Annotated in this window: 20 protein-coding genes; 17 read left to right on the forward strand and 3 right to left on the reverse strand. The window is 73.5% G+C overall.

Going from position 1 to position 26,981, the window contains the following annotated elements; genetic code table 11:
- The first annotated feature begins 31 nt into the window (after nt 1-31).
- From GNZ18_RS20290 to clpX, 3 genes are all read left to right on the forward strand, one after another.
- A complete protein-coding gene (locus tag GNZ18_RS20290) occupies nt 32-664 on the forward strand; it encodes a ClpP family protease (protein ID WP_067461358.1) in 633 nt (210 codons plus the stop codon).
- A 119-nt stretch (nt 665-783) separates the two neighbouring features.
- On the forward strand, nt 784-1,389 hold the full coding sequence (locus GNZ18_RS20295) for an ATP-dependent Clp protease proteolytic subunit (RefSeq protein WP_214620667.1): 606 nt from the start codon (nt 784-786) through the stop codon (nt 1,387-1,389).
- Nucleotides 1,390-1,562: 173 nt separating this feature from the next.
- Entirely contained in the window at nt 1,563-2,837 is a 1,275-nt protein-coding gene (clpX, locus tag GNZ18_RS20300) for an ATP-dependent Clp protease ATP-binding subunit ClpX (protein ID WP_214620631.1), read from the forward strand.
- Nucleotides 2,838-3,490: 653 nt separating this feature from the next.
- Here the strand turns inward: clpX and GNZ18_RS20305 are convergent.
- Together GNZ18_RS20305 and GNZ18_RS20310 are read right to left on the reverse strand one after the other, a co-directional pair.
- A complete protein-coding gene (locus GNZ18_RS20305) occupies nt 3,491-4,150 on the reverse strand; it encodes a response regulator (RefSeq protein WP_214620632.1) in 660 nt (219 codons plus the stop codon).
- Nucleotides 4,140-4,982: a sensor histidine kinase gene (locus GNZ18_RS20310; protein ID WP_156218028.1), complete on the reverse strand. Its 843-nt coding sequence runs from the start codon at nt 4,980-4,982 to the stop codon at nt 4,140-4,142. Before GNZ18_RS20310 ends, GNZ18_RS20305 begins: the two co-directional genes overlap by 11 nt.
- A 191-nt stretch (nt 4,983-5,173) precedes the next feature.
- Between GNZ18_RS20310 and GNZ18_RS20315 the strand changes: the two genes are divergently transcribed.
- Nucleotides 5,174-7,840: a valine--tRNA ligase gene (locus GNZ18_RS20315; protein WP_312874638.1), complete on the forward strand. Its 2,667-nt coding sequence runs from the start codon at nt 5,174-5,176 to the stop codon at nt 7,838-7,840.
- Between the two features lie 75 nt (nt 7,841-7,915).
- Nucleotides 7,916-8,938, forward strand: coding sequence for a hypothetical protein (locus tag GNZ18_RS20320; RefSeq protein ID WP_156218029.1), 1,023 nt, complete (start codon nt 7,916-7,918; stop codon nt 8,936-8,938).
- On the opposite strand, the gene GNZ18_RS20325 is transcribed toward GNZ18_RS20320, so the two are convergent.
- Complete coding sequence (locus GNZ18_RS20325) at nt 8,895-10,121, reverse strand: folylpolyglutamate synthase family protein (protein WP_156218030.1); 1,227 nt, start codon at nt 10,119-10,121, stop codon at nt 8,895-8,897. The genes GNZ18_RS20320 and GNZ18_RS20325 overlap by 44 nt on opposite strands.
- A gap of 142 nt (nt 10,122-10,263) precedes the next feature.
- Between GNZ18_RS20325 and GNZ18_RS20330 the strand changes: the two genes are divergently transcribed.
- The 12 genes from GNZ18_RS20330 (at nt 10,264) to GNZ18_RS20385 (ending at nt 26,915) form a co-directional block, all read left to right on the forward strand.
- The gene (locus tag GNZ18_RS20330) at nt 10,264-11,631 is read left to right on the forward strand and encodes a bifunctional folylpolyglutamate synthase/dihydrofolate synthase (protein ID WP_156218153.1); all 1,368 of its coding nucleotides are present in this window, start codon (nt 10,264-10,266) and stop codon (nt 11,629-11,631) included.
- Between the two features lie 5 nt (nt 11,632-11,636).
- On the forward strand, nt 11,637-12,065 hold the full coding sequence (locus GNZ18_RS20335; RefSeq protein WP_156218154.1) for a DUF4233 domain-containing protein: 429 nt from the start codon (nt 11,637-11,639) through the stop codon (nt 12,063-12,065).
- Nucleotides 12,066-12,184: 119 nt separating this feature from the next.
- Nucleotides 12,185-13,765 (forward strand): hypothetical protein, encoded by a 1,581-nt coding sequence (locus GNZ18_RS20340; RefSeq protein ID WP_156218031.1) that lies wholly within the window; start codon nt 12,185-12,187, stop codon nt 13,763-13,765.
- Nucleotides 13,766-13,874: 109 nt separating this feature from the next.
- A complete protein-coding gene (gene ndk / locus GNZ18_RS20345) occupies nt 13,875-14,285 on the forward strand; it encodes a nucleoside-diphosphate kinase (protein ID WP_214620637.1) in 411 nt (136 codons plus the stop codon).
- 208 nt (nt 14,286-14,493) lie between these two features.
- Nucleotides 14,494-15,528, forward strand: coding sequence for a rod shape-determining protein (locus tag GNZ18_RS20350; RefSeq protein ID WP_067461266.1), 1,035 nt, complete (start codon nt 14,494-14,496; stop codon nt 15,526-15,528).
- Nucleotides 15,529-15,565: 37 nt separating this feature from the next.
- Nucleotides 15,566-16,573 (forward strand): rod shape-determining protein MreC, encoded by a 1,008-nt coding sequence (gene mreC / locus GNZ18_RS20355; RefSeq protein ID WP_214620638.1) that lies wholly within the window; start codon nt 15,566-15,568, stop codon nt 16,571-16,573.
- Between the two features lies 1 nt (nt 16,574).
- Nucleotides 16,575-17,174, forward strand: coding sequence for a rod shape-determining protein MreD (gene mreD, locus GNZ18_RS20360; protein WP_214620639.1), 600 nt, complete (start codon nt 16,575-16,577; stop codon nt 17,172-17,174).
- Complete coding sequence (gene mrdA, locus GNZ18_RS20365) at nt 17,171-19,243, forward strand: penicillin-binding protein 2 (protein ID WP_214620640.1); 2,073 nt, start codon at nt 17,171-17,173, stop codon at nt 19,241-19,243. Before mreD ends, mrdA begins: the two co-directional genes overlap by 4 nt.
- Nucleotides 19,240-20,421, forward strand: coding sequence for a rod shape-determining protein RodA (rodA, locus tag GNZ18_RS20370; RefSeq protein ID WP_214620641.1), 1,182 nt, complete (start codon nt 19,240-19,242; stop codon nt 20,419-20,421). Before mrdA ends, rodA begins: the two co-directional genes overlap by 4 nt.
- 104 nt (nt 20,422-20,525) lie before the next feature.
- Nucleotides 20,526-22,448 carry a TIGR03960 family B12-binding radical SAM protein gene (locus GNZ18_RS20375; protein ID WP_156218032.1) on the forward strand — a complete coding sequence of 641 codons (1,923 nt, stop codon included), beginning with the start codon at nt 20,526-20,528 and terminating at the stop codon, nt 22,446-22,448.
- Nucleotides 22,449-22,659: 211 nt separating this feature from the next.
- Nucleotides 22,660-23,535, forward strand: a complete 876-nt coding sequence (locus tag GNZ18_RS20380; RefSeq protein ID WP_156218033.1) for a TIGR03936 family radical SAM-associated protein — start codon at nt 22,660-22,662, stop codon at nt 23,533-23,535.
- A 206-nt stretch (nt 23,536-23,741) separates the two neighbouring features.
- Nucleotides 23,742-26,915 carry an Rne/Rng family ribonuclease gene (locus GNZ18_RS20385; protein WP_156218034.1) on the forward strand — a complete coding sequence of 1,058 codons (3,174 nt, stop codon included), beginning with the start codon at nt 23,742-23,744 and terminating at the stop codon, nt 26,913-26,915.
- Nucleotides 26,916-26,981 lie beyond the last annotated feature (66 nt).

Raw genomic sequence — 26,981 nt, forward strand, 5'->3', positions numbered from 1 at the left:
ATTAAAAGGACCGGAGGAACACCCGGTGAGCATGCCTCCGACTTTCGACGAGTCGTCGCGGATCCAGGCGCGGGTCGCCGAGGCGCCCCTGTTGCCTCTGGGCGACCAGCTGTTCCAGCGGCTGCTGCGCGAGCGCATCGTCTTCCTCGGCCAGCAGGTCGACGACGACATCGCCAACCGCATCTGCGCCGAGCTTCTGCTGCTGTCGGCCGAGGACGGCCGGCGCGACATCACGATCTACATCAACTCGCCCGGCGGCTCGGTCACGGCCGGCATGGCGATCTACGACATCATGCAGTACGTCCCGAACGACATCGTCACGGTCGGGATGGGTCTGGCCGCGTCGATGGGCCAGTTCCTGCTCTGCGCGGGGACCACCGGCAAGCGCTACGCGCTGCCGCACGCGCGCATCATGATGCACCAGCCGTCCGGCGGCATCGGCGGCACGGCCTCCGACATCAAGATCCAGGCCGAGCAGATGCTGTACGTCAAGAAGACGCTCGCCGAGAAGATCGCCGAACACACCGGCCAGCCGCTCGACCAGATCGAGCGCGACTCCGACCGGGACCGCTGGTTCACCGCCGACGAGGCCAAGGACTACGGGTTCGTTGACCACGTGGTGCTCAGTGCCACCCAGGTGCCCTCCGAGGGCACCGTCTCCTGACGACCTGAACCATTAATCGGAGGCACACAGTGAGCGACCTCATCCGACCCGGCTTCACCGATCTCACCCGTCCCGGCGTCCAGGCGGGCGGGTCCGCGACGCCGGTCGACAACCGCTACATCATCCCGTCCTTCGTCGAGCGCACCACGTACGGGGTCAAGGAGATGAACCCGTACAACAAGCTCTTCGAGGAGCGGATCATCTTCCTCGGCGTGCAGATCGACGACGCGTCCGCCAACGACGTGATGGCCCAGCTGATCACGCTGGAGTCGATCGACCCCGACCGCGACATCAGCATCTACATCAACTCGCCCGGCGGCTCGTTCACCGCGATGACGGCGATCTACGACACGATGCAGTTCGTCAAGCCCGACGTCCAGACGGTCTGCATCGGCCAGGCCGCCTCCGCCGCCGCGGTGCTGCTGGCCGCCGGCACGAAGGGCAAGCGGGCGGCGCTGCCGAACTCGCGGATCCTGATCCACCAGCCCGCCACCGAGGGCACCTACGGGCAGTCCAGCGACATCGAGATCCAGGCCCGCGAGATCATGCGGATCCGCGAACTGCTGGAGAGCATCCTCGCCGAGCACAGCGGCCGGGGCATCGAAGAGGTCCGCCGCGATATCGAGCGCGACAAGATTCTGACGGCGGACGAGGCGAAGGAGTACGGTCTCATCGACGACGTCTTCGTCAGCAGGAAGCGCAAGGCCGAGGTAGTGTCGTCCTGAGACGACACGAGGACGAGGGAGTCCCCCAGCCCGGTCGTCATACTTCCGGGCGAGGGGCTCACCTAGTCCGTTGGAGGCGGTAACGTCGAGTCCAACGTCGAGAGCCTTCGGGACGCAACCGAGCTGCGCCGCATCCTCTCAGGCGCGCGGCCCCACGAAAAGGAGACAGTTGGGTGGCACGCATCGGCGACGGTGGTGACCTGCTCAAGTGCTCGTTCTGCGGCAAGAGCCAGAAGCAGGTCAAAAAGCTCATCGCGGGTCCGGGCGTGTACATCTGCGACGAGTGCATCGATCTCTGCAACGAGATCATCGAGGAGGAGCTCTCCGAGACCTCCGACCTCAAGTGGGACAACCTGCCGAAGCCGCGGGAGATCTACGAGTTCCTCGATTCCTACGTCATCGGCCAGGAGACGGCGAAGAAGGCACTCTCCGTCGCCGTCTACAACCACTACAAGCGGATCCAGTCGGGTGACACCGGCAGGGACGACCCGGTCGAGCTGGGCAAGTCCAACATCCTGCTGCTGGGCCCCACCGGATCGGGCAAGACGCTGCTCGCGCAGACGCTCGCCAAACTCCTCAACGTCCCGTTCGCCATCGCGGACGCCACGGCGCTGACGGAGGCCGGATACGTGGGCGAGGATGTCGAGAACATCCTGCTCAAACTGATCCAGGCGGCCGACTACGACGTCAAGAAGGCCGAGACCGGGATCATCTACATCGACGAGGTCGACAAGATCGCCCGCAAGAGCGAGAACCCGTCGATCACCAGGGACGTCTCGGGGGAGGGCGTCCAGCAGGCGCTGCTGAAGATCCTGGAGGGCACTACCGCCAGCGTTCCGCCGCAGGGCGGCCGCAAGCATCCGCACCAGGAGTTCATCCAGATCGACACCACGAACGTGCTGTTCATCTGCGGCGGCGCGTTCGCGGGCCTGGAGAAGATCGTCGAGTCGCGGGTCGGCAAGCAGGGGATGGGCTTCGGCGCCCAGATCCGCTCCAAGTCCGACTTCGAGGACGCCTCGGCCGTCCTGGGCGACGTGATGCCCGAGGACCTGCTGAAGTTCGGGATGATCCCCGAGTTCATCGGCCGGCTGCCGTCGATCACCTCCGTCCACAACCTGGACCGCGAGGCCCTGATCAACATCCTCACCGAGCCGAAGAACGCGCTGGTGCGCCAGTACCACCGCCTGTTCGAGCTGGACGGTGTCGACCTGGAGTTCACCGACGACGCGCTGGAGGCCATCGCCGACCAGGCCATCCTGCGCGGCACCGGCGCCCGCGGCCTCCGCGCGATCATGGAGGAGGTGCTCCTGTCGGTGATGTACGAGGTCCCGAGCCGCCACGACGTGGCGCGCGTCGTGATCACGCGCGAGGCCGTCCTGGAGCACGTCAACCCCACCCTGGTCCCGCGCGACCGGCCCAAGCGCGAACCCCGCGAGAAGTCCGCCTGACCGGCGGCCGGAGCCCCGCCGGGGCCCCGGCCCCCAAGGTCCGGAGAGCAGCGCGCCCGTGGTCCCCACGGGCGCGCTGCCGCATTCCACGACAAAACCCCCGACGAGCCGCAACGGCCTCCCTCGGGCCGCCCGCCGCCACGCCCCGATCCCGCAGGAAGCGACCCGCGAGGCGCCAGCCGCCGCGGACGGCGCATCAGAGCCCGCGAGGGCTGCCCTGCTGCGCGCCAGCGGCCCGGATGGCGCGTCAGACCTTGCGGGGAGTCGCTCTACCGGGCGCGGATGGCCCGGACGACGTCTCAGGGTCCGCGAGGACGCCCTGCCGGGCGCGGGTGGCCCGGGTGGTGCATCAGAGTCCGCGAGGAAGCCCTGCCGGGCGTGGGGCCGCGCGGGGCCCGGGGGCCAGAGCCCATCAGGGGGAGGCGGCTGGGGGCGAGTCGCGCGGGCGGTGCGGCCGAGATGTGTCGGCCGAGGCCGGTCAGGGGGCGGCCGAGCCGGGCGCGGGTGGTGCGGCGGAGTCCGCGAGGGTGTTCGGCGTGGTGCGGGTGGCCTGGGGGACGGGCCGTTGGGGCAAGGCGGCTGGGGGCGGTGCGGCCGTGGTTGCCGGCTGCGCAGCCGGGCCGGTGAGGCCGGTCAGGTGCGGCTCGGCGGGGTCAGCGGGGGGTGGATTCGCCCAGGCCCGCCTCGCGGGCCAGCACGATGGCCTGGGCGCGGTCGGCGACGTGCAGCTTCATGAAGATGTTCGAGACGTGGTTGCGGACGGTCTTCTGGCTGAGGAAGAGCGTCCCGGCGATCTCGGCGTTGCTGCGGCCCTGCGCGATCAGTTCCAGGACCTCCCGCTCGCGCTCGGTGAGCTCGGGGAAGGCGGCCTGGCGCGGGTCGGGCATGTCGGTGAAGTAGGTGAGGACGCGGCGCGCGATCTCCGGGCCGTAGATGGCCTCGCCCGCCGCGACGGCCTTGACGGCGCGCGCGATCTCCTCGGCGCCCGACTCCTTCAGCAGGTAGCCGCGGGCGCCGGCGCGCATCGCGGCGAAGACCGAGTCGTCGTCGCGGAACATCGTGAGGACGAGGACGCCGATGCGCGGACTGGTGCGGGTGATCGTGCGGGTGGCCTCGATGCCGTTGCCGCCGGGCATGTGCAGGTCCATCACGACGACGTCGGGTTGCAGTTCGGCGGCCATCCGGACGGCGTCGGGGCCGCACTCGGCCTCGCCCACGACGTCCACGCCGAGCGCCTGGAGGAGCCCCTTGAGGCCCTGCCGGAACACCGGATGGTCGTCGGTGATGAGCACGCGGATGGACTCAGTGCCCACTGCCTCGCCTCCGCTCGGCGGTTCGGGCGCCCTCCGGCGCCGGGTTCCGTGGTCGCGTCGCAGGGCGATGGTACCCGGAGGTCGTCCCGGCCACAGCGAGCGGAAGATGCGCGGTGACGACGGTGCCGCCGCCCGTCCGGGACGCGACCGAGCAGCCGCCGCCGAGTTCGGCCGCCCACTCCTTCATCGCGGCGAGGCCGCGGCGCGACTTCGGCCGGCCGCCCCGGGACGTCTCGTGCAGGCCCGGACCGGTGTCGGCGACCAGCAGGTGGAGTTCGGTGTCGCGGGTCAGCAGGACCAGCACGGTGCTGCCGGGGGCGTGCAGGCGGACGTTGGTCAGCGCCTCCTGCGCGATCCGGTACGCGGCGACCTCCACGGCGGCGGGCAGCCCGGCGGGGTCGCCGTCGAAGCGGACGACGACCCGGTCGCAGCAGCCCTCGGCGAAGGACTGGATGGCGGCGACGAGGCCGAGGTCGTCCAGGGCGGGGGGCCGCAGCCCGTGCGCCATGTCGCGGATCTCCCCGACGGCGATCGCGAGCCGGTCCCGGACGTCCGACAGCAGCGGTTCCATCCGCTCGGGCTCGCAGGCGAGCGTGATGCGCGCCGCGTCCAGCGACATCGCGAGGCTCGCCAGCGTCGGGCCGAGCCCGTCGTGCAGATCGTGGCGGAGCCTGCGGCGCTCCTCCTCGCGGCTGGCGAGGATCCGTTCCCTGGAACGTTGCAGTTCTGAGGTGAGACGGAGGAGGTGGGGGATGCCCGCGGCATGTGCCGCCGCGGCCCCCGCGGCGAACGCGCCGGCCAGCACGGCGGCGCGTGCCAGTACCGCTCGCATCCCGTCCCAACCCCTCTCGCTCCGCGGCCGTGGACTCCCGCCCCGCGCACGCGGGCGTTCGCCGTCAAGCCTTGCGGGCGGGACGACCCGGTGTCAGGTGACCTGTGTCCCGACCGCGACGGGAAACGCCGGGACGCCCCGCCGGCGCCGCCCGGCGTTCCACCCCCGGTGGGCCCGTAGAATCGTCGGTCGTGACACAGCCCAGCACTGAGCGCGGCCAGGAGGCCGGCGCGGACGTCGACCTGCCCACCCAGTACCGACCGGCCGATGTCGAGGGCCGGTTGTACGAGCGCTGGGTATCGGCGGGGCTGTTCACCGCCGACCCGGAACGCGACCCCTCCCGCCCCGCCTTCTCGATCGTGATCCCGCCGCCGAACGTCACCGGTTCGCTGCACATGGGGCACGCGCTCGACCACTCCATCCAGGACACGCTCGTCCGGCGCAACCGGATGCGGGGCCGGGAGGTGGTGTGGGTGCCCGGCATGGACCACGCGGGCATCGCCACGCAGAACGTGGTGGAGCGCGAGCTGGCCAAGGAGGGCCTGTCCCGGCACGACCTCGGCCGCGAGGCGTTCGTGGAGCGGGTCTGGAAGTGGAAGGGCGAGTTCGGCGGCCGCATCCTCGGCCAGATGCGCCGGCTCGGCGACAGCGTCGACTGGACGCGCGAGGCGTTCACGATGGACGAGGACCGCGCCCGCGCGGTCCGGACGATCTTCAAGCGGCTGTTCGACGACGGGCTCATCTACCGCGCCGAGCGCATCATCAACTGGTGCCCGCGCTGCCTGACCGCGCTGTCGGACATCGAGGTCGAGCACGCCGACCGCGAGGGCGAGCTGGTGTCGATCCGGTACGGGTCGGGCGAGGACGCGATCGTCGTCGCGACGACCCGGGCGGAGACGATGCTCGGCGACACCGCCGTCGCCGTCCACCCGGACGACGAGCGGTACCGGCACCTGGTGGGCCGCGAGATCGAGCTGCCGCTGACCGGCCGCCGCATCCCGGTCGTCGCCGACGAGCACGTCGACCCCGCGTTCGGCACCGGCGCGGTGAAGGTCACCCCGGCGCACGACCCGAACGACTTCGAGATCGGCCGCCGCCACGGCCTGCCGTCGCTGACCGTCCTGGACGAGCGGGGCGTCGTCACCGCGCACGGCCCCTTCGAGGGCCTGGACCGCTTCGAGGCGCGGCCCGCCGTGGTCGCGGCGCTGCGCGAGCAGGGCCGGATCACCAAGGAGGTCCGCCCGTACGAGCACTCGGTGGGGCACTGCCAGCGCTGCGCGACGGTCGTCGAGCCGCGCGTGTCGCTCCAGTGGTTCGTGAAGGTCGAGCCGCTGGCGCGGGCGGCGGGCGACGCCGTCCGGGACGGGCGGGTCGCGGTCCACCCGCCGGAGATGGCGGCCCGCTACTTCGAGTGGGTCGACAACATGCACGACTGGTGCATCAGCCGCCAGCTCTGGTGGGGGCACCGGATCCCCGTCTGGTACGGGCCCGGCGGCGAGGTCGTCTGCCCGGGGCCCGACGAGGCGGCGCCCGAGGGCTGGACGCAGGACACCGACGTCCTCGACACCTGGTTCTCCTCGGCGCTGTGGCCGTTCTCGACGCTCGGCTGGCCGGCCAAGACGCCCGAGCTGGAGCGCTTCTACCCGACGTCGGTGCTGGTCACCGGCTACGACATCCTGTTCTTCTGGGTCGCGCGGATGATGATGTTCGGCCTGTACGCGATGGACGGCGTCGTGCCGTTCAAGGAGATCGCGCTGCACGGGATGGTCCGCGACCAGCACGGCAAGAAGATGTCGAAGTCGTTCGGCAACGTCGTCGACCCGCTCGACTGGATCGACCGGTACGGCGCCGACGCGACCCGTTTCACGCTGCTGCGCGGCGCGAACCCGGGCGGCGACGTCCCGGTCGCCGAGGACTGGGCGCAGGGGTCGCGCAACTTCTGCAACAAGCTGTGGAACGCGACGCGGTTCGCGCTGATCAACGGCGCGCACGTGCGCGGCGCGATGCCCGCCGAGGTGTCGACCGTGGACGCGTGGGTGCTCTCGCGCCTGCACGCCGTCATCGCCGAGGTGGACGCCCACCTGGACTCCTACGACTTCGCCAAGGCGTGCGAGACGCTCTACCACTTCGCGTGGGACGAGGTCTGCGACTGGTACGTGGAGCTGGCGAAGGTCCAGCTCGCGGACGAGCGGGCGGAGGCGACGCGCCGCGTCCTCGGCGAGGTGCTCGACAACCTGCTGCGGCTGCTCCACCCCGTGATCCCGTTCGTCACCGAGGAGCTGTGGACGTCGCTGACGGGGCCGTTCCGGGGGGAGCGGGGGGTCGCCCCCCCGCAAGAGACCCGCGAGGCCACGGTGGTCACCGCGTCCTGGCCCGCGGCGGACGCCGGGCGCGCCGACCGCGCCGCCGAGGCGACGGTCGAGTCGCTGCAGCGCCTGGTCACCGAGGTCCGCCGGTTCCGCGCCGACCAGGGCCTCAAGCCGGGCCAGCGCGTCGCCGCCGAGCTCGCGTGGGGGGACTCGCCGCTGGCCGCGCACGAGGAGGGCGTCCGCGCGCTGCTGCGGCTCACGCCGCCCGGCGAGGCGTTCACGGCGACCGCGGCGCTGCCGGTCGAGGGCGTGACGGTCCGGCTCGACACGGCGGGCGCCATCGACGTCGCCGCCGAGCGCAAGCGGCTGGAGAAGGACCTCGCCGCCGCCCGCAAGGAGGCGGGGCAGGCGCGCGGCAAGCTCGGCAACGAGGCGTTCATGGCCAAGGCGCCCGAGGCGGTCGTGGCGAAGAACCGGGAGCGGCTGGGCCAGGCCGAGGCCGACATCGAGCGGCTCCAGGCACAGCTCGCGGCGCTTCCGGCGGGCTGATCCAGGCTACGATCCGTCTCGTCCGCGGGCCGTGGGCGGCGCCCCCGCGCGGGCAAGGGAATCTTCGGGAGTGCAATGGCCGGTTCACCTTCTCCGTCCGACGCGCCGGACGTCCCGTCCGGTGACGACGTGGCCGTGGCGCGGGCCGCCGACGACGCCGACCCGCAACCGCCGCCCGGACCCGTCCCCGAACCGGGGCCGGAGCCGGGGTTGGAGCCGGGGTTGGAGGCGGCGCCGTGGGGCGCGTCGCTTCCGTGGTGGTCGGTGGACCAGGGCGGCGGCACCGGCCCGCAGAACGTCCAGGACGGCACGGGCCCGCACGCGGTCCCCCCTCCGCCGAACGGCACCGGGCCGCTTCCGGTGGCGCCCCAGCCTCCGCTTCCGGGGGCCGGGCTCGGTGAGCGCAAGCCGGTCCCGAGGCTGCTGCTCGGCGCGGGCGTCGGCGCGCTCCTCGTCGTGGTGCTCCTGGCGGGCGTGCTGGCGTTCCGCTCGAACGGCGGGAAGAAGACCGGCTCGGAGATCACCGCGTCCAAGCGGCGGATCACGGCGGTCGCGGTCGCGGGCGGGCTGCGCCGGGACGGCACCGCGCAGCCGGTGACGAGCGCGGCCTACCCGTTCGTCGCGGCGGCGGTCAGGGCGGGCGGCGTCCCGGTGAGCAAGGACGGCGCGGCCGTCTACGCCGACGCGCCGGGCGGGCCGCTGAACGTGCTGTTCATGGGCGGGACGGGCGCGGTCGGCGACCCGGTCGCCTTCCTGCGGACGATCCGCCCGCCGACGTTCATCGCCGCGCAGAGCACCGGCCCGGGCAAAGAGGGCGGGCGGGCGCTGTGCGGGTCGTTCGCCGTGCTGGCCGAGGTGCACGTCTACTGCGCGTGGGCGACGAAGGACTCCTACGGCGTCGTCGCGTCCAACATCGCCGTGCGCGCCGCCGCGAACACGACGAACACGACGAACACGACGAACACGACGAACACCGTGGACGCCGCGGGCTCCCCGGGCACCGCCCTCGACGTGACGGCGGCGGCGAACCAGGAGATCCCGGTGGTGGCCGACCTCATGCGCCGGATCCGCCAGGACGTGGAGAAGCCCCGGCGTTGAACAGCCGCCGCGTCCCGGCGTCCACCGCGTCGAGGACGAGGCCGGTGAAGTAGACGGTCCCGACGGCGAGGACGCGGTGCCCGAGGGTGGCGAGCGAGGCGGGCGTGATGGCGGCCGCCTCGACGACGTCCCAGGACGGCGGGAGCGCGCGGGTGAAGCGCAGGTGCGCCGCCGGGAGCCGGACGAACGTCACGGGCACGTCGCCGAGCGCGGCGACCGCGCCGTCCAGGTCCTTGTGGTCGGGCAGGCAGACGACGGCGTGGTCGACGGCTCCCCAGCGGGCGCGGGCGGCGGCGAGCGCGGCGGCGACGCCCGTCCGGTCGACGGCGGAGTCGACGAGCACGGTGGTCGCGGACCCGGGGACGCGGTGCCAGGACAGCCGCCCCGGCAGGACGACCGACGCCAGCACCGCCGCCGTCCGCGCGGGGTCGGGCTCGCCCACGCCGGGCACGCGCCGCGCGGCGGCGACGCCGAGTTCGGCGCTGACCCGTCCGAGCCCTTCGGGCAGCAGGTCGGGGGCGAGGCCGCCGTCGCCGGGTGCGACGTACTCGACGCGTCCCGCCAGCGCGTCCGCGACCTCGGGGGACTGCGGCGCGGAGAGAACGGCTCGCGTGCGCGGCCCGGCCACGCCGAGCTTGTCGAGCGCGATCTCCGCGGCCGTGTCGCCGAGGACGCCGAGGTGCTCGCCGAAGACGGGGGTGAGGGCGACGACGTCCGGGGGGAACAGGCCGACCTCGTCCGAGCGTCCGCCCATGCCCGCTTCCAGGACCAGCACGTCCGCGTCCACGTCCCGCGCGTGCAGGACGCCCGCGAGCGTGAACAGCCCGGCGGGGGACAGGTAGCCCTCGGAGGGCGCGAGCACGGCGATGCCGTCGCGGAGCCGCCGCCCCAGGGAGGCGAGGTCGCCCTCCGACACGGCTCGGCCGTCCACACGGAGGCGGTCGCGGTTGTCGCGCAGGCCGGGGCTCGTCACCGTGCACACGCGCCTGCCCGCCGCCGCCAAGAACGCCGACGCGTAGGTCGCGGCCGTGCCCTTTCCCTTGGAGCCCACGACGGTCAGGAGCGGAACGTCCAGGGAGAGGACGCCAAGGACCTCCGCCAGCGCGCGCGCACGGGGAAGGCTGCGTTTCGCCCCGGCGGCGCGTCGTTCCCACTCCGCGAAGAAGACCTCATCGGCGCCCATGCGTCCCATGCTCGCAGTGCCCGGCCCGGGGCGGGCCGGGCGGCGGTGCCGAGTAGGCTCTGAGGGTCACTTTCCGCAGTCATGGAGCATCGTGAGCCAGCCAACCGAGCCGCTCGACTACCGGGACGCCATCGGCGTGATCATGAGCCGCGGCGTCGAGTGGGAGATCGACCCCACGCTCGACCGCGTCCGCGACCTGGTCGACGTCCTGGGCGACCCCCATCGCGCCTACCCCGTCATCCATGTGGCCGGGACGAACGGCAAGACCAGCACCGCGCGGCTCATCGAGGCGCTGCTGCGCGAGCGCGGGCTGCGCACCGGCCTCTACACCAGCCCGGAGATGACCACGCTGCGGGAGCGGATCGCGATCGACGGGGAGCCGCTCAGCGAGGAGCGGTTCGTCGAGACGCTGCGCGACGTCCTGCCCTACGTCCAGATGATCGACGGCAAGCACCCGGTGCCGCTGTCGTTCTTCGAGGTCCTCACCGCCATGGCCTACGCGGCGTTCGCCGACGCGCCGGTCGACGTCGCGGTCGTCGAGACCGGGATGGGCGGCACCTGGGACGCCACCAACCTCGCCGACGGCGCCGTCGCCGTGATCACCCCGATCGGCCTGGACCACACCCGCTACCTCGGCGACACCGTCGAGGAGATCGCGGGCGAGAAGGCCGGGATCATCAAGCCCGGCGCGGTCGCCGTGCTGGCGCAGCAGCCGGTGGAGGCGGCCGAGGTGCTGCTGCGGCGGGTCGTGGAGAGCGGCGCGACGGCGGCCCGCGAGGGCATCGAGTTCGGCGTGCTCGGCCGCGAGGTCGCGTTCGGCGGCCAGATGCTGCGCCTCCAGGGCCTGCACGGGATCTACGACGAGGTCTTCCTCCCGCTGTTCGGCGAGCACCAGGCGGGCAACGCCGCGACCGCGCTCGCCGCCGTCGAGGCGTTCGCGGGCGGCGCGGCGAGCGCGGGGGAGGCGGGCCTGGAGGCCGCCACCCGCGTCGCGCCCGGCGAGACCTACACCGGCGGCGACGGAGGGCTCGACCCGGCGCTCGTGCGCAGCGGGTTCGCCAAGGCCGCGTCGCCGGGGCGCCTTGAGGTCGTCCGGACGGGCCCGACCGTCCTGCTGGACGCGGCGCACAACCCCGCCGGGATGGCCGCGAGCGTCCAGACCGTCACCGAGTCGTTCGGCTTCACCCGGCTGGTCGGGGTGCTCGCCGCCGCCGCCGACAAGGACGTCGCGGGCATGCTCGACCAGCTCGAACCCGTCCTCGCCGAGCTGGTCGTGACCCGCAACACCTCGCCGCGCTCGCTGCCGCCCGAGGAACTGGCCGAGATCGCCGGGGGGATCTTCGGGCCCGAGCGCGTGCACATCGCCGACCGGCTCGACGACGCCATCGACCGGGCCATCGGGCTGGCCGAGGAGACCGGCGAGTACCAGGGCGCGGGCGTCCTGATCACCGGGTCGGTGGTCACGGTCGGCGACGCCAGGACGCTGCTGCGCGTAGGGGAGGGCCGGTGACGGTCATGGACGCATCCGGCGCGGGCGACGACACGAGCGCGGGCACGGGCGGCGCGGGCACGGGCCGGGGCACGGGCGGGCCGGGGGCCTCCCGGGCGCGGCCCGCCGGGGATCCGGTGCGGCGGCTGCTGGCCACGGTGCTGGCCTGCGAGGCGGTCGTGATCGCGCTCGCGATCCCGGTGGCGGTGGCCGTCCTGGACGTGAGCGGGGGCACGGCGGGCGCGGTGTGCGGGGGGCTGGCGGTCGTCTGCCTGCTGATGGCCGGGCTGCTGCGGTTCTCCTGGGCGGTCCCGGCGGGCACGGTCCTCCAGGTGCTCGTCATCGCGACCGGGTTCATGGTGCCGACCATGTTCTTCCTCGGCGCCCTGTTCGGGGCGCTCTGGGGAACGGCGATTTGGATGGGACGCAAGGCGCGGGAAGCGGCGGCGCGCTAAATTCGGAGGCGGCGCCCATTCCCGTCCGCCTGCGCTTTCCCTTCCCGGTCAATTCCGACATCTTTCTCTTTTGGGAAATGCTGGACGTTGGTGGACGGCGACCTCCGGAGGAGAAGGTCGTGTCCACCCGCACATACCAACACCCGGCCCGGCGGGGCCGGGCGGCCACCGTCGCCGCCACGTCCGGCGCGCTGGTGATGGCCGCGACCGTGCTGCCCGCCGCCGTGCTGACCGTCCCCGACACCACCGCGAACGTCGCGCCCGCGGCCGCCGAGGCGCTGCGCCTCGGCACGGGCGACGTCGCCGGGCTGCTGCGCGCCACCGGCCTGTCGCTGCCCGCGCTGCTGCTCGCGGTGCCGCTCGCCGCCGTCGCCGCCCGCCGGTTCTCCGCGTGCTCGGTGGCCGCCGCCGGGCTGCTCCTGCTGCTCGCCGGGATCGGCGCGGCGCGGTTCGCCGGATCGGTGCCGCAGGCCGGGTTCGTCCGCGCGGCGGAGGGCGCGGGGGCGGGCATCGTGCTGCCCGCCTCGCTCGTCCTGATCTGGGAGCGGCGCAGCCGCGCGCTCGCCGCGCTCTGGGCGGGCGGCCTGGTGTGCGCGCTGCTGGCGGCGATGCCGGTGGCGCTGCGCCTCGTCCCGATGTCGCGCGGGGACGCCGCGCGCGGCCCGGACTGGCACCGCGCGCTCGCCCCCACCCCCTGGCCCGCGATCGCGGCCGTCGCCGCCGTCGCGCTGTTCCTGTTCCTGCGCGGGCGCGGCCCGTGGCGGCTGCCCGCGCCGCGGCACATCGAGCGCGGCCAACTCGTGCTGCCGCTCGTCCCCTCGGCGGGGTTCGCGTTCCTCGCCGTCGTCGCGGCGGACGGGTGGTCGCCGGGCGCGCGGCTCGCCGTCGGCGCGCTCGCGCTGCCCGCCCTGCTCGCCCTCGCGCTCGCCTGCGGCGGGGACGCCTCGGTGGGCGGCCCGCACGGCTGCGCGGTCGTCATGATCGCGACCGGGCTGCTCACCTACCCGGTCGCCGCGCCGCTGGCGGGGCTCGCCGCCGTGGGCGCCCACGCGCGCGGCGGCACCGGCGTGCCGCTGACGCCGTTCGCGCTCGCCGGTGCCGCCGCGATCGCGGGGGCGCTCGCGTCCCTGCGGGCGAGGCCCAAGGCCGGCGTCCTGGCGGGGTACGGCCTGATGCTCGCCGCCCTGCCGTTCGGCCTCGCGACCGGCCGCACGTTCGGGCTCGCGGACGGCCTCGCGGGCGGGACGGCGGGGCAGGCGAGCCTGTGCGCCCTCCTCGTCCCGCTCGGCGCCGGGGCGGGCCTGGCGCTGGCCGCCTCGCTGCGCGACGCGTCCGCCGGCGCGGCGCTGTTCGGGCTGGCGCTGCTGTTCCCGGCCGTCCTCGCGGGTCAGCTCGTGGTGCTGTCGCTCCAGGCGTCCTGGCTCGTGCGGGCGCGCCCGGTGACGCAGGCGCAGCAGTTGGACGCGCTGGCCGGCGGCTACCACGCCTGGCTCGCCGCCGCGGCCGGGGCGCTCGTGCCGCTCGCCGCCGCGACGGTCCGCGCGGGCGCCCTCGCCGGCGCCCGCTCCCGGGCCCGCGCCGCCGCCCGCGCCGCGCGTGCCGGCGCGCGGGCGACGGGACGCGCCGCCGCCGCGATCGACCCGGCCCCCGGGGCCGCCGCCGGAGAGGCCGAGGCCGCCGCGGGGCCCGGCGCCGGGTAGGATTCGCGCGCAGTGGTGCGCGGGCCGCGGCGTGACCGGTCACGCCTGGCCGGCCCCGTCGGACGGGGCGGCGCCACCCCGATCCGAAACTCATCGAGGAGAGTCTTCCGTGTCCGAGCGCACTCTTGTCCTGGTCAAGCCCGACGGTGTCCGCCGCGGCGTCGTCGGCGAGGTGATCTCGCGGATCGAGCGCAAGGGCCTGTCGCTCGTCGCGCTCGAACTGCGCACGCTCGCGCGCGAGACCGCCGAGGCGCACTACGAGGAGCACGCCAGCAAGCCGTTCTTCGGCGAGCTGGTCGAGTTCATCACCGGCGGCCCGCTGGTCGCGATGGTGGTCGAGGGCCCGCGCGCCATCGAGGCGTTCCGCGCCCTCGCCGGCGCCACCGACCCGGTGAGCGCCACCCCCGGCACCATCCGCGGCGACTTCGCGCTGGAGATCGGCGAGAACATCGTGCACGGCTCCGACTCCACCTACTCCGCCGAGCGCGAGATCAAGCTGTTCTTCCCCGAACTGGGCTGACCCCCCTCCGGGCGGCGCCCGGACGAGGCACATCGACACACGCGGGCCGGCGGACCGGCCCGCGTTGTGTTTTAACTAAAACAAGGCTGCTCAGCACACGAATTTTTGGCGACGCGCGCGCCGGGGGTGACTGCCCGCTGGCGCGTGAGCACGTTACGATGGACAAGCCGCTATACACGCCCGTCAAGATGAAGGGCTCCCTTTCTTCATGGGTAACAAGCTGTCGTTTCTTGGCCGTGACATGGCGGTCGATCTTGGCACCGCCAACACGCTGGTGTACGTGCGCGGGCGTGGCATCGTCCTGAACGAACCCTCGGTGGTGGCGATCAACACCAACACCGGGAAGATCGTCGCGGTCGGCATCGAGGCGAAGCGGATGATCGGCCGCACGCCCGGCAACATCGTCGCCGTCCGCCCGCTCAAGGACGGCGTGATCGCCGACTTCGACGTCACCGAGCGGATGCTCCGCTACTTCATCCAGAAGGTGCACAAGCGCCGGCACTTCGCCAAACCGCGCATCGTGGTGGCGGTGCCGAGCGGCATCACCGGGGTGGAGCAGCGCGCCGTCAAGGAGGCCGGGTACCAGGCCGGCGCCCGCCGCGTCTACATCATCGAGGAGCCCATGGCCGCCGCGATCGGCGCCGGGCTGCCCGTCTACGAGCCCACCGGCAACATGGTCGTCGACATCGGCGGCGGTACCACCGAGGTCGCGATCATCTCGCTCGGCGGCATCGTCACGAGCCAGTCGGTCCGCGTCGGCGGCGACGAACTCGACCAGGCGGTCATCTCCTTCTCCAAGAAGGAGTACTCGCTCATGCTCGGGGAACGGACCGCCGAGGAGATCAAGATGGCGATCGGCTCCGCCTACCCGGGCGGGGACGAGGAGCCGCACGCCGAGATCCGCGGCCGCGACCTGGTCAGCGGGCTGCCGAAGACCGTCGTGATCTCCGCCGAGGAGGTGCGGCGCGCGATCGAGGAGCCGGTCAACTCCATCGTGGACGCGGTGAAGACCACGCTCGACAAGTGCCCGCCCGAGCTGTCGGGCGACATCATGGACCGCGGGATCGCCCTCACCGGCGGCGGAGCCCTGCTGAAGAACCTCGACGAGCGGCTCCGCGAGGAGACCGGCATGCCGATCCACCTCGTGGACAACCCGCTCGACTCGGTCGTGCTCGGCACGGGCAAGTGCGTCGAGGACTTCGAGTCGCTCCGGCAGGTGCTCGTCCCGGAGCCGCGGCACTGAGCTCCCGGCGGATTCAGGAGAAACGGGAGGTCGGTGGGTGAAGGACACCCGGCGGACCCGCGTGGTCCTCGGCGCGCTGATCGTCACGGCGCTCGCGATGATCACCGTTGACTACCGCGGCGGGGAGCACTCCCCGCTGCGCGGGCTGCGCGACGTCGGCGCGGCGGTGTTCGGCCCGGTCGAGCGGGCCTCGGCCTCGGTCGTGCGGCCGGTCGGGGACACCTTCGACGCCATCACCGACGCGCCGGGCGAGCGCCACCGCGCCGACCGGCTCGAACGGGAGAACCAGCGGCTGCGCGAGCAACTGCGCGCGGGCCGCCTCGACCAGGACCGCTCCGCCCAGCTCCAGCGGCTGCTCGGCACCGCCGGGGCGGGCGGCTACCGGATCCGCGCGGCGCAGGTGATCTCCGCCGGGCAGGGCTTCGAGGACACCGTCACGATCGACGTCGGCACCCGCAACGGCATCAGGACCGACATGACCGTGATGAGCGCGCAGGGGCTCGTCGGCCGCGTCACCCGCGTCGGGCCCGCCACCGCGACCGTGCTGCTCGCCACCGACCAGACGTCCTCGATCGGCTCCCGCCTGGAGGACTCCAAGGAGATCGGGATCGTGCAGGGCCGCGGCCGCCGCGGCCTCGGCAACGGCGCCACCCCGCTGCGCTTCCAGCTGCTGGACGCGGCGGCGCCGATGCGCGTCGGGCAGCGCGTCGTCACGCTCGGGTCGCAGGGCGAGCGGCCGTACGTGCCGGGCGTCCCTATCGGCGTCGTCGAGCGCATCGACAACTCCAGCGGCGGGCTGACCCGCACCGCCTACGTCCGGCCGTTCGTCCGCTTCACCAGCCTGGACGTGGTCGGCGTCGTCGTCGCGCCGCCCCGGCACGACCCGCGCGACGCGGTGCTGCCGCCCAAGCCGGCCCCGCCGCCGACCCCGACCCCGGCGCCGACCGGGAAGCCGAGCCCCGGCGCGTCGCCCTCCGGGGACCCGGCCAAGGCGAGGCCGCGCGGCACCAAGAGCCCGCACCCGAGACCGACCTCAGAGGACTGACGTGCTGAACGTGCCGGAGAAGTCGCAGACCGGGCGTCGGGTGATGACCGTCCTGGTGGTCGCGGTCGCGCTGATCCTCCAGGTGTCGGTGGCCAACCGGCTGCCGACGCCCGGCGGGGTCCAGCCCGACCTCGTCCTGCTGGCCGTGGTGGCGCTCGCCCTGGTCAGCGGCTCGATGACCGGTATGGTCACCGGGTTCCTGGCGGGCCTGGCCGCCGACATCGTCCCGCCCGCCGACCACACGCTCGGGCGCTACGCCCTCGTCTACTGCCTCATCGGCTACCTGTGCGGGATCGCCTCCGCCGAGATGGACCGCCAGTCGGTCGTGCCGTTCTTCGCCGTCGCCGCCGGGGCCCTCGCGGGCGCCGTGCTGTACGCGGCGACCGGGATGATCCTCGGCGACCCGCGCGCCGAGTGGGGCACGGTGTCGCGGATGGTGCCGCTCCAGGTCGTCTACGACGTGGTCGCCAGCCCGTTCGTCGTGTGGGCGGTGCTGCGCGTCACCCGGAGGTTCGAGCGCGGCGACCGCGCGCGCGGCGACCGCTTCTCGGTGCCCGCCGCCCGCTACCGCGCGATGTCGGGGCGGAGCGGGAGCCTGTGAACCCCAGGACGCACTTCCGGCTGGTGGTGCTGTACGTCCTCGTGGCGGCGCTGCTGCTGGTGCTGGTCGGGCGGCTCTGGTCGCTCCAGGTGCTGTCGGGCACGCACTACCGGCAGGTCGCCGCGCAGAACCGCACCCGCGACATCGTCGTCCCCGCGATCCGGGGCATGATCCTGGACGGCCAGGGCCGCCCGCTGGTCCGCAACCGCAGCGCGCTGGTCGTCTCGGTCGACCGCACCTCGCTGTCGCGGCAGCGCGACCACGGCACCTCCGTCCTGAGGCGGCTCGCCGGGGTCCTCGGCACGAGCCAGGAGGAGATCGAGAAGCGGATCCGGCTGTGCGGCCCCGGCATCAAGCGGCCGTGCTGGCCGGGCTCCCCCTACCAGCCGATCCCGGTGGACGACCGCGTCGACCCCCGCCGGGCGTTGCAGATCATGGAGCGGCAGGAGGACTTCCCCGGCGTCACCGCGCAGGTCCAGGCCGTCCGCGACTACCCGCGGCCCGAGGGCGCGGGCGCCGCGCAGGCGCTCGGCTACCTCCAGCCGATCACGCAGGAGGAGCTCGACCAGCGCAAGGGCCTGAAGGTCACCGGCTACAGCGGCGTCGACCTGATCGGGCGCGCCGGTCTGGAAGCGCAGTACGACGCCGACCTGCGCGGCGAGCCCGGCTACCGCAAGGTGCTCGTCGACAGCCAGGGCCGCGTCACCGGGACCGCCGCCGAGAAGGCGCCGGTCGTCGGCGGCAACCTCGTCACCAGCATCGACGCGGGCGTGCAGGGCGCGGCGGAGAAGGCGCTCCAGACCGCGGTCGAGGGCGCGCGCAAGCAGGGCCACAAGGCCGACGCGGGCGCCGCCGTCGTGATGGACGTGCAGACCGGCAAGATGGTCGCGATGGCGAGCTACCCCACCTACGACCCGAGCATCTGGACCGGCGGCATCTCCCAGGACGAGTACGACGGGCTGCTCGGCAAGAAGAAGGGCGAGCCGCTCACCTCGCGCGTCACGCAGGGCCAGTTCGCGCCCGGCTCGACGTTCAAGATCTCCTCGGTGGCGGCGGCGGTGAAGGACGGCTACGGGCTGAACGGCATCTACCCCTGCCCCGGCTCCTACAACGTCGGCAGCCGCGCGTTCACGAACTTCGAGGGCCAGGGCCACGGCAACATGAACCTGCACGAGGCGCTGGTCGTCTCCTGCGACACGATCTTCTACAAGTTCGCCTACGAGGAGTGGCTGCGCGACGGGGGCATGAAGCCGAAGAAGAACCCGTCCGACCCGATGGTGGGGATGGCCCGCTCCTTCGGGTTCGGCGCCCGCACCGGCATCGACCTGCCGAGCGAGACGCCCGGCCGCATCCCCGACCGGGCCTGGAAGCGCTCCTACTGGGAGGCGACCAGGAAGGCCGACTGCAAGGGCGCCAAGGAGGGCTACCCGAGCGTCGCCAAGACCGACCCGGCCCGCGCCGCCTACCTGCGCTCGATCGCCTCCGAGAACTGCACCGAGGGCTTCGTCTGGCGCGCGGGCGACGCCGCGAACTTCTCCGTCGGGCAGGGCGACGTGCTGGTCACGCCGCTCCAACTCGCCCGCGCCTACGCGGCGCTCGCCAACGGCGGCCGCCTGGTCACCCCCCACCTCGGCGTCGCGCTGATGCGGCCGGACGGCTCGCTCCTGCGCCGGATCTCCCAGCGGCCGGAGCGGAGGCTGCCGGTGGACGGCAAGGTCCTCAGGTACGTCCGCAGTGGCCTCGCCGACGTGACCAAGAAGGGCACGGCCGCCGGAGCGTTCTCCGGGTTCGACTTCGACCGCGTCGACGTCGCCGGGAAGACCGGCACCGCCGAGGTCTACGGCAAGGACGACACGTCCTGGTTCGCCTCGTTCGGCCCGGTGAAGAAGCCGCGCTTCGCGGTCATCGCGATGGTGTCGCAGGGCGGCACGGGCGCGTCCACGGCGGCCCCCACCGTCCGCGCGATCTGGGAGGCCATGTACGGGACGAAGGACAAGAAGCCCCTCCTGAAGGACGGCAAGCTGCCGTCCGAGCTGCCCAAGCCTCCGGCCGATGGAGCCGCACCGTGAACGAGGCCAACGTCGGATCGGTCGGCGGGTACCGCGACCGGGCGCTCTGGCAGAGCGTGGTCGCCGGGTTGCGGCGCCTCGACTGGACGCTGTGCCTGACCGTCCTCGTGCTGTCGCTGATCGGAGCGCTGCTGGTCCGCTCGGCGACCTTCCAGCTCATGACCGACCAGGGCAAGGACCCGGAGGGCTTCCTCAAGCGGCACATCCTGAACCTGCTGATCGGGTTCGCGCTCGGCGGCCTGGTGACCGTGCTCGACTACCGGCTGCTGCGCGCCTACGTCCCGATCCTGTACGGGCTGGCCTGCGTGGGGCTGGTCGCCGTCCTCACCCCGCTCGGCTCGACGATCAACGGCTCGCACTCGTGGATCGTGGTCGGCGGCGGGTTCCAGGTGCAGCCCTCGGAGTTCGCCAAGGTCGGGCTCGTCGTGCTGCTCGCGATGATCCTCGGCGAGCCGCGCGACGGCGAGATCGGGCCGGGCCGCCGCGACGTGCTGCTCGCGCTCGCGCTCGCGGGTGTGCCCGCCGCGCTGATCATGCTCCAGCCCGACCTCGGCACGACGCTGGTGTTCACCGCCGTGGTGCTCGGCATGCTGGCGGTCTCGGGCGCCCGCAAGCGCTGGCTCGCCGGGCTGGTCGGCGGCGGCCTGGCCGCGGGCTTCGCGGTGTGGTTCTTCGGCCTGCTCAAGCCCTACCAGCTCGACCGGTTCACCGCGTTCATGGACCCCTCCGCCGACCCGCGCGGCGCCGGGTACAACGCCCAGCAGGCGCGGATCGCGATCGGCTCCGGCGGGACGTTCGGCAAGGGCCTGTTCAACGGCGAGCAGACCGGCGGGCACTTCGTCCCCGAGCAGCAGACCGACTTCATCTTCACGGTCGCGGGGGAGGAGCTCGGCTTCGTCGGCGCCGCCGTGATCATCCTGCTGCTCGGCGTGGTGCTGTGGCGCGGGCTGCGCATCGCGACCCAGGCCGCCGACCTGTTCGGCACGCTGGTCGCGACCGGCGTGGTGTGCTGGCTGGCGTTCCAGACGTTCGAGAACGTCGGGATGACGGTCGGGATCATGCCGATCACCGGGCTGCCGCTGCCGTTCGTGTCCTACGGCGGCTCCGCCACGTTCGCGAACATGATCGCCTTCGGCCTGTTGCAGGCGGTGCACGTCCGCCGCAGGCCCTTCGACTGAGCGGCGGTCCTCCGACCGGGCGGCGGGCCCCGGCCGGGCGGGCCGCCGGTCGCGCGGCGGTAGGCTGGACGTTCGCCCATGGCCCCACCACGGAGGACACCGCCATGCCCGTCCAGTCGATCTTCCCGCGACTGGAGCCGCTGCTCCCGCGCGTGCAAAAGCCGATCCAGTACGTCGGCGGGGAGTTGAACTCCCAGGTCAAGGATTGGGACGAGGCCGAGGTCCGGTGGGCGCTCATGTACCCGGACGCCTACGAGGTCGGGCTGCCGAACCAGGGCGTCCAGATCCTCTACGAGATCCTCAACGAGCGCGACGGCGTCCTCGCGGAGCGGACCTACTCGGTCTGGCCCGACATGGAGGCCGTCATGCGCGAGCACGGCCTCCCGCAGTTCACCGTGGACGCGCACCGCCCGGTCGCCGCGTTCGACGTGTTCGGCGTCTCGTTCTCGACCGAACTCGGCTACACCAACCTGCTGACGGCGCTCGACCTCGCCGGGATCCCGCTGCGCGCCGCCGACCGGGGCGCGGAGCACCCGATCGTGCTGGCGGGCGGGCACGCCGCGTTCAACCCCGAGCCGATCGCCGACTTCCTCGACGCGGCCGTCCTCGGCGACGGCGAGGAGGTCGCGCTGGCGATCACCGAGGTGGTCCGCGAGTGGAAGGCCGAGGGCGAGCCGGACGGCCGCGACGGGCTGCTGCTGCGCCTCGCCGCGTCCGGCGGCGTGTACGTGCCGCGCTTCTACGACGTGAGCTACCTGCCGGACGGGCGGATCCAGCGGGTCGCGCCCAACCGTCCGGGCGTGCCGTGGCGGGTCGAGAAGCACACGGTCATGGACCTCGACCAGTGGCCCTACCCGCGCAAGCCGCTGGTCCCGCTCGCCGAGACCGTGCACGAGCGGTTCAGCGTCGAGATCTTCCGCGGCTGCACCCGGGGCTGCCGGTTCTGCCAGGCCGGGATGATCACCCGGCCGGTGCGGGAGCGGTCGATCACCACGATCGGCGCGATGGTCGAGCAGGGCCTGTCGGAGTCGGGCTTCCAGGAGGTCGGGCTGCTCAGCCTGTCCAGCGCCGACCACAGCGAGATCGGCGAGGTCGCCAAGGGGCTCGCCGACCGCTACGAGGGCACCAACACCTCGCTGTCGCTGCCCTCCACCCGCGTGGACGCCTTCAACATCACGCTCGCCAACGAGTTCTCGCGCGGCGGGCGGCGCTCCGGGCTGACGTTCGCGCCCGAGGGCGGCTCCGAGCGGATGCGCAAGGTGATCAACAAGATGGTCACCGAGGACGACCTGATCCGCACCGTCGGCACCGCCTACGAGAACGGCTGGCGCCAGGTCAAGCTGTACTTCATGTGCGGGCTGCCCACCGAGGAGGACGAGGACGTCCTCGCGATCGCCGGGATGGCCAGGCGCGTCATCCAGGCCGGCCGCGAGGCCACCGGCCGCAAGGACATCCGCTGCACGGTGTCCATCGGCGGGTTCGTCCCGAAGCCGCACACCCCGTTCCAGTGGGCCGCCCAGTGCGACCACGAGACCGTCGACCGCCGCCTGCACGCCCTCAAGGACGCGCTGCGCGCCGACCGCGAGTACGGCCGCGCCATCGGGCTGCGCTACCACGACGGCCGCCCGTCCATCATCGAGGGCCTGCTGTCGCGCGGCGACCGCCGGGTCGGCGAGGTCATCCGCGCCGTCTGGGAGGACGGCGGGCGCTTCGACGGCTGGAGCGAGCACTTCTCCTTCGAGCGCTGGACGGCCGCCGCCGGCAAGGTCTTCGCCGGTCAGCCCGTCGATCTCGACTGGTACACCGTCCGCGAGCGCGACGAGGTCGAGGTGCTCCCCTGGGACCACCTCGACGCCGGGCTCGACCGCGAGTGGCTCTGGCAGGACTGGCAGGACGCGGTCGACGAGACCGAGGTCGAGGACTGCCGCTGGACGCCCTGCTACGACTGCGGCGTCTGCCCCACGATGGGCACCGAGATCCAGATCGGCCCCACGGGCAAGAAGCTGCTGCCGCTCTCGGTCGTCTGACCGGCGCCGCCCCGGGCCCGCCGCGCCGGGCGTATCCCCAGGCCGAACGGGATTCGACCGGGCCTGAACCGGCCGTGTGAACGCCCTGAGCTGCGGGGCTTGCGCTCGCCCGACCCCGGCCAGGGGCGAAAGGGCGCGCCGGGCCCCGTACTCTATAGGGAGACGTTTTCGACTCGACCACGAGTAGGAAGGACGAAGAGCCCTGGCACCCATGCCGGAGGGGCCGGCCCCGGCCCCCGTGATCCAGCGCCTTCGCGTCCGCTACGCCAAGCGGGGCAGGCTGCGGTTCACGAGCCACCGCGACATCTCCCGGGCCGTGGAACGCGCCGTACGGCGCGCCGGGATACCTGTCGCGTTCAGCGCCGGATTCACCCCCCACCCGAAGATCTCGTACGCGGGTGCGGCGGCGACGGGGGTGGCCAGCGAGGCCGAGTACCTTGAGATCGGGCTCACCGAGACCCGCGACCCCGCGCGGGTCCGGGACGAGCTCGACGCCGCACTGCCCGCCGGGCTCGACATCGTCGATGTCGTGCCGGTGCGGGCGGGACGCGCCGGGGACGCGCCGGTCAAACCGGGCGCGTTCACCGATCGGCTCCAGGCGTCGCGGTGGCGGATCCGGCTGGACGGGGTGTCCTACGACGACGCCGCCGCTGCCGTGGCCGCCTTCCTGGACGCCGGGGAGATCGAGGTCGAGCGCCTCACCAAGAAGGGGCGGCGCCGGTTCGACGTGCGCGCCGCCGTCCAGGCCCTGGAGGCACAGTCCCCGGAGCCGGACCGGCGCGCCGCCGAGGCGGCGGATGCCCCTTGTGCGATACTTCGAATGGTTGTTCGGCATTCCACACCCGCCGTACGACCCGACGACATCCTCACCGGACTGCGCCAGGTCGCCGACCTCGCGCCGCCGTCACCGCCACTGGTGACCAGGCTGGCGCAGGGGCCCCTCGACGCGGCCACCGGTGGCCTCGCGGATCCCCTGGATCCCGACCGGGAGAGCGGCCTGCCGTCCGGCGACGACGCCGAGACGGCTCGCGACCGTACGCGGCCGCAGCCCGGGGACGCCGCGAGCGCGGATGCCGTCAGCGCCTGACCGTGGGACCGAAGCCGTGGCGACACGGAACCGGACCGCAGGGGACGGTCGGCGCACCCCCGACGACTTCGTCGTCATCACCGGACGACCGTCCGGCGGTGGCGACGCCGACGACTGACGGAGTGCTCCCGCGCGGCGCACCGCCCCGATCCGCCCCCTGGCGGAACAGGCGGTCGCGCCCGGGAGCCTGACGGGAGATTGCCCGGATGCTTGACAACGACGCCGATTCGGCCACCGATAACGAGACCACCGACACCACCGCGCCCGGCGTGACCACGCGTACCCGCCGCCGCGCCAGCCGTCCGGCGGGGCCCCCGCCGGACGTGGAGGACACGCCCGCGCAGGCCAAGACGGAGGAGCCCGCTCCCAGCGACACCGGCTCCCCGTCCGCCGACGCCGGGAGTGAGCAGGAGGCGGGACGTCCCGCGGCGCGCGGGCGGCGCGCCACGGCGGCGCGGGCCGGGGCGGCGGCCGCGCCCGAGGCGGCCGCGCCCGAGCAGCAGCAGGAGGAGGCCGGCGAGGCGGCGCCGGTGAAGAAGACCACGCGGACGCGGACCCGCGCCAAGAGCGGCACCGCCAGGAGCGCGGCCGCCAAGGGCGAGGAGACCGCCGAGGCCGTGCCGCTGACCGGGGCCGAGACGTCCCCGGCCGCCGAGGCACCGAAGGGCGAGGCGCCTGAGGTAGGCGCGTCCAAGAGCGAGGCGCAGGCCGAGGCGCCGGAGGCCGAGGCCCCGGCAGAGAAGGCTCCCACCACCCGGACGCGCACCCGCCGCCGCACCAGCGCCGCCGCCCCGCCCGTCACGCCCGACGAGCCGGACGTGCCCGCCGCTCCGATCGTCCCCGAGGTCCCGGCGGTGCCGGGCACCGGCGGCGAGCCGGACGCGTCCCGGGTGTCGGAGACCGAGCCCGCGAGCGGCGTCGGCGTGCCCGGCGTGATGTTCCAGCCGCCCATGGTCGTGTTCCAGCCGCCGCAGCCGAAGGCCGAGGCGCCGGCGCGGCCCCGGGAGGAGCCGAAGGCCGAGGAGCCCGCGGACGAGGCCGAGCACGGGCCGGCCGTCCACGACGACGAGGACGAGGGCGATGACCGCCCCTCGCGCCGCCGCCGCCGCAGGGGCGGCCGCGGCCGCGGCCGCGGCAAGGACGGCGTCGAGGACGACGCGCACGCCGACGAGGGCGCCGACGCCGAGGAGGCGGGCGAGGCCCGGGAAGCGCGGGAGTCCAAGGAGGCCAAGGAGGCCAAGGACGAGCAGCCCGCCAAGGCCGCCAAGGCGACCAGGGGCGGGAAGGCCAAGGCCGCCAAGGAGGCCAGGGAGGCCAAGGAGGCGGCGAAGGAGACCGCCAAGGCCGAGCAGGACGAGGACGACGACGAGGGCGACGGCCAGGGCGCGACGAGCCGCCGGCGCCGCCGCCGCAGGCGCCGGTCCGGGGCCGACGGCGAGGGCGGGCCGCAGGACGACCCGCCGAACACCGTCGTGCACGTCCGCGACGCGCGCGCGGTGGAGGACGAGGTCCAGTCCGTCCGGGGCTCGACCCGGCTGGAGGCCAAGAAGCAGCGCCGCCGCGAGGGCCGCGAGCAGGGCCGCCGCCGTCCGCCGGTGATCACCGAGGCGGAGTTCCTGGCGCGCCGCGAGTCGGTCGAGCGGGTCATGGTGGTGCGGCAGGAGGGCGAGCGCACGCAGATCGCCGTCCTGGAGGACGACGTCCTCGTCGAGCACTACGTCAACCGCGCGACCCACCAGTCGTACGTGGGCAACGTCTACCTCGGCAAGGTCCAGAACGTGCTGCCGTCGATGGAGGCGGCGTTCGTCGACATCGGCAAGGGCCGCAACGCGGTCCTGTACGCGGGCGAGGTCAACTGGGACGTCGCGGGCCTGGAGGGCCAGCCGCGCCGCATCGAGTCGGCGCTGAAGTCGGGCCAGTCGGTGCTCGTCCAGGTCACCAAGGACCCGCTCGGCCACAAGGGCGCCCGGCTGACCAGCCAGGTCTCGCTGCCCGGCCGCTACCTGGTCTACGTCCCCGACGGCTCGATGACCGGCATCAGCCGCAAGCTCCCCGACAAGGAGCGCAGCCGCCTGAAGTCGATCCTGAAGAAGGTCATGCCGGAGAACGCGGGCGTGATCGTCCGCACGGCGGCCGAGGGGGCGACCGAGGAGGAGCTGTCCCGGGACGTCTCGCGCCTGGCCGCGCAGTGGGAGAGCATCCAGAAGAAGGTCAAGTCCGCGTCGGCGCCGTCGCTGCTGTACGGGGAGCCCGACCTCACGATCCGCGTCGTCCGCGACATCTTCAACGAGGACTTCAGCAAGCTCGTGGTCTCCGGCGGCGACGCCTGGGACACGGTCTCGGACTACGTCGAGTACGTCGCGCCGCACCTCGCCGACCGGGTCGAGCGGTGGGAGGGCGCGCAGGACGTCCTCGGCGCGTTCCGGGTGGACGAGCAGATCGCCAAGGCGCTGGACCGCAAGGTGTGGCTGCCCTCCGGCGGCTCGCTGGTGATCGACCGGACCGAGGCGATGACGGTCATCGACGTCAACACCGGCAAGTTCACCGGCCAGGGCGGCAACCTGGAGGAGACCGTCACCCGCAACAACCTGGAGGCGGCGGAGGAGATCGTCCGCCAGCTCCGGCTGCGCGACATCGGCGGCATCGTCGTGATCGACTTCATCGACATGGTGCTGGAGAACAACCGCGACCTGGTGCTGCGCCGGCTCGTGGAGTGCCTGTCGCGGGACCGCACCAAGCACCAGGTCGCCGAGGTCACCTCGCTCGGCCTGGTCCAGATGACCCGCAAGCGCGTCGGGCAGGGGCTGCTGGAGGCGTTCTCGGAGACCTGCGAGTCCTGCAACGGGCGCGGCATCCACGTCCACCTGACGCCGGTCGAGCCGAAGCCCGACAAGGCGGCGGGCAAGGAGAGCGGCCGCCGCCGCAAGCGCAAGGGCGAGGTCGAGCGGGCCGTCGAGGAGAAGATCGCCAAGCACGACGCGAAGTCCGAGGCCAAGAGCGAGGCGAAGGCCGAGACGAAGGCCGGGGAGGCGGAGGAGCCGGAGGCGGCGCGTCCGGCGCGGACGCGGGCGAAGAAGTCCGGCCCCGCCAAGCGCCCCGCGGGCCCGCCGCCCGACGTCGACGCCGAGGAGGCTCCGGCGCAGGCCGCCGTGGAGGCCGCCCAGGCCGCGGCGGAGGCGGCCGACACCTCGCCCGGCGCGCTGGACTCGGCGGAGCCGGTCGCGGTCAACGGCGCCGCGCCCGCCGAGTCGAACGGCGCCGCGCCCGCTCCGGACGAGGACGCCGAGGACGCCGAGGGCGGCACCGCGCGGCGCCGCCGCACCCGCCGTCCGCGCGCCGCGGCGCAGGCCGCCGCCGAGGCCGGGGACGCCGACGCCTGAGCCCGGATGCCCTGGCCGGACGCGTTCGCGTTCCGGTCAGGGCTTCGGGCTTCGACCCTGCTCTAC

Origin of the sequence: Actinomadura litoris (genome assembly GCF_009733595.1) — a bacterium.
Lineage (GTDB): Bacteria > Actinomycetota > Actinomycetes > Streptosporangiales > Streptosporangiaceae > Spirillospora > Spirillospora litoris.

Bases quoted from the DNA above. Each gene is read 5' to 3' on its own strand.
- GNZ18_RS20380 (WP_156218033.1), top strand. From the start codon at position 22,660: ATGCCGGAGGGGCCGGCCCCGGCCCCCGTGATCCAGCGCCTTCGCGTC.
- GNZ18_RS20375 (WP_156218032.1), top strand. From the start codon at position 20,526: ATGCCCGTCCAGTCGATCTTCCCGCGACTGGAGCCGCTGCTCCCGCGC.
- GNZ18_RS20290 (WP_067461358.1), top strand. From the start codon at position 32: ATGCCTCCGACTTTCGACGAGTCGTCGCGGATCCAGGCGCGGGTCGCC.
- GNZ18_RS20320 (WP_156218029.1), top strand. From the start codon at position 7,916: ATGGCCGGTTCACCTTCTCCGTCCGACGCGCCGGACGTCCCGTCCGGT.
- GNZ18_RS20330 (WP_156218153.1), top strand. From the start codon at position 10,264: ATGAGCCGCGGCGTCGAGTGGGAGATCGACCCCACGCTCGACCGCGTC.
- GNZ18_RS20325 (WP_156218030.1), bottom strand. From the start codon at position 10,121: ATGGGCGCCGATGAGGTCTTCTTCGCGGAGTGGGAACGACGCGCCGCC.
- GNZ18_RS20385 (WP_156218034.1), top strand. From the start codon at position 23,742: ATGCTTGACAACGACGCCGATTCGGCCACCGATAACGAGACCACCGAC.
- GNZ18_RS20335 (WP_156218154.1), top strand. From the start codon at position 11,637: ATGGACGCATCCGGCGCGGGCGACGACACGAGCGCGGGCACGGGCGGC.
- GNZ18_RS20310 (WP_156218028.1), bottom strand. From the start codon at position 4,982: ATGCGAGCGGTACTGGCACGCGCCGCCGTGCTGGCCGGCGCGTTCGCC.
- GNZ18_RS20350 (WP_067461266.1), top strand. From the start codon at position 14,494: ATGGGTAACAAGCTGTCGTTTCTTGGCCGTGACATGGCGGTCGATCTT.